At 38.8% G+C, this 2,763-nt stretch carries 3 protein-coding genes and 1 pseudogene; all 4 read left to right on the forward strand.

The annotated features are described in order from the left end of the window. Positions 1-144: 144 nt before the first annotated feature. The 4 genes and pseudogenes from OO017_RS19820 to OO017_RS19835 all read left to right on the forward strand — a co-directional run bounded on the left by OO017_RS19820 (position 145) and on the right by OO017_RS19835 (position 2,763). Positions 145-681: a hypothetical protein gene (locus tag OO017_RS19820; protein ID WP_266054443.1), complete on the forward strand. Its 537-nt coding sequence runs from the start codon at positions 145-147 to the stop codon at positions 679-681. Positions 682-771: 90 nt separating this feature from the next. Further along, entirely contained in the window at positions 772-1,050 is a 279-nt protein-coding gene (locus tag OO017_RS19825) for a hypothetical protein (protein WP_266054444.1), read from the forward strand. Positions 1,051-1,144: 94 nt separating this feature from the next. Continuing rightward, complete coding sequence (locus tag OO017_RS19830) at positions 1,145-1,618, forward strand: hypothetical protein (RefSeq protein ID WP_266054445.1); 474 nt, start codon at positions 1,145-1,147, stop codon at positions 1,616-1,618. A gap of 296 nt (positions 1,619-1,914) precedes the next feature. Further along, positions 1,915-2,763, forward strand: a pseudogene (locus OO017_RS19835) (SDR family NAD(P)-dependent oxidoreductase).

Genomic DNA, 2,763 nt, shown 5'->3' on the forward strand with positions numbered 1-2,763 from the left:
CCCTTATTTTTACAACGCAGTGCCGGGGGGAAAAAGGGAAAAACAACCCCGCCCAACACACCCTAGCAGACACCCTCGCAAGCCTGACAAGCCAAAGCGTCTGCTAGACCATTTCGTTGGCGGCAATTACAATTAATAAGAAAATTGGATAGATTTGTTATATTGGTATTTTGCTGCACAGTAGCCATACTTTTCATTTCTGCAATTGTATACATACAGTCGGAGAAATTCAGAAATAAAAGAGCTAAAAAACTGCTAACTTCTAGAGGATTTAAAATACTGGAAGAACTTGGTTTTGAACTAACAACTGTTGGTTCAATCTATGCATTTCTAGGACAATATGAGGGAATCAATTTTGTTATTCATATTGACTCAGATGACCCTTTCTTTGAATCTAACTTCTCCTTGGTATTTACAGTTGCCTATAAGGATATTGACGATAAAACTCTAATAACTCTTAATGAGAAATATTATAGCAGGTTTAAAACTCAACTAGTGAACTCCGAATATACATTCTTAGGCAGGAATTATGCACAGTTTAGGTATGCGATTAGTCCATTTAAAATAGGAGACAGATTCGTAGAAGTCAAAATGAAGTACTTCAAAGACCTCTTTGAAACTGAAGAATTACAGAGAATTGAATTTGAGGATGTAGGATTAGCAATCTCAAGAACTTATTAGAATAACAACCGCCAACCCAGTTCAACCTTTATACTCGGCTATGCCTCGTTCATCGGCTGCACCAATCCGTTAACTGTCATAAAAATATAATTGAGAAGAAACCTTAAAACTTTAGTAGTAGCGGTTAGTATTGCGATACTAAATGACCTAATGATAAGGTATGGTTATAAAGTCCTCGATTATACCTTTATATTTATTTGTCAAATGACTGTTGAGTTTATTGCTGGTTACCACATTGGAATTAAAAATAAAGCCATTAAGAGTGAGAACCAAAGAGCAATTGGGATAGGTTTAATTATTGGTGCCACACTGACAATAATAGAAGGATTAATTATTCTGGTCTATATCATGATAAATTGGCGTGGTTGAAAAAAACAGAATTAATAATAATTGCAAAAGGTAACCACACCATTACGGTAGCTTCATCATCGCAAAGTCCAGTACGTTAACTGTCATAAGAATAGTGAATAAAAAGAAAAGCTTTTTAGCCCTTGCCTTAATTTTTGTGACAGTCTTGTCTTATGGGCAGAATAACTATGTTAACCCAACAGGTTCATATACTTTGCAAGGTAAAAAGCTTAAGAATGGAGAAAGTGCTAACCACGGTGAAGTTCATGTGAAACTTATTGACAACAACCGATTAGCAATAAGCTTCTTCTACAATAAAGGCTATCCAAGCTACAATTCTGGTTCCTTTGTGGACACTTTGGATTATGTTGACAATAAGGCCGTCTATACCTATGATGAGCCTGAAATACTTGCCTCTGATTGTAGATTGACATTCACATTTCACAAGCAAAAAGTTACTATCAATCACGAAGCAGAAGATTACAACTATAGCTGTGGATTTGGAATGGGAGTAGTTGCAAGTGGGATAATGCTTAAAACATCTGCCAAAGTACCAGTGATTAAGGATTTCTGGGAGAACGAAGAATAACATCAGTCAACCCAGCACATAAGCCAAGCTTGGCTACGCCTCGCTCACCATATGTACAATCCGTTGTACGCAAGCTAAAATCCACCGCCCAAGAGCAAAGAGTGCCAGCGCACACATTGCTCTTTTGTTCCTGCCGATTCTGATTTTCGCTTAACTAAAACCAATTCACATATTGAGAATACAGCCCGACTACTAAATTTAATTGAATCCGAGAAATGTATATGAGCATCCTAAATGGATATACGTCCGACAATGTTATCCTTTAGACTTTTGTATCAAACAAAAAATTAAAGAAAATGACAAAAACAATTTTTATTACAGGAGCATCCAAAGGATTTGGACGTGTATGGGCAGAAGCAGCATTGAAACGTGGTGACAAAGTAGCGGGTACAGCAAGAAATCTTGATGACATCAAGGACTTGACTGAGCAATACAAAGATACATTCTTGGGTCTTAAATTGGACGTAAACAATCGTCAGCAGTGTTTTGATACGGTAAATCAGGCCAACGAGCGTTTTGGTGGTATTGATGTGCTAATTTCCAATGCCGGTTATGGACACTTTGGTTTTGTATAAGAAACAACTGAAGAAGAGGCCAGAAAACAAATTGAAACTAACGTATTTGGTTCTCTTTGGGTGATTCAGGCGGTGCTTCCAATCATGCGCAAACAGCAATCCGGACACATTCTACAAGTGTCTAGTGTAGGTGGCGTGGCTGCCTTCCCACTTATTGGTATCTATCACGCTTCAAAATGGGCTATTGAAGGTCTTTGCGAATCACTAAGCCAGGAAGTGAAAGGCTTTGGAATAAACGTAACTTTAATTGAACCGGGTGGGTTCTCAACAGAATGGGGAACTGCCTCTTCTGTACATAGTGCGCCTATGGAAGAATATGAAGAATTGCGTAAGGCTGTATATGAATCATTCGGTAATGCAGAAGCAGGTGATCCAAAAGCCACTGGTGATGCAATACTGAAAGTGATTGATGCTGAAAACCCACCTTTACGTGTATTATTCGGTAAAGGACTGGTGTGCGCCCAGTATGGGCACCTGATACGAAAGGTATCATATTATTCCAGAGGGTGCAAGTCCCTTACAGGCGAGTTGGTGAAGCCTGTTAGCAAGCCGCAAGCTGGCTGGCCGTGA

The organism is Pontibacter anaerobius, from assembly GCF_026241195.1.
Classification (GTDB): domain Bacteria; phylum Bacteroidota; class Bacteroidia; order Cytophagales; family Hymenobacteraceae; genus Pontibacter; species Pontibacter anaerobius.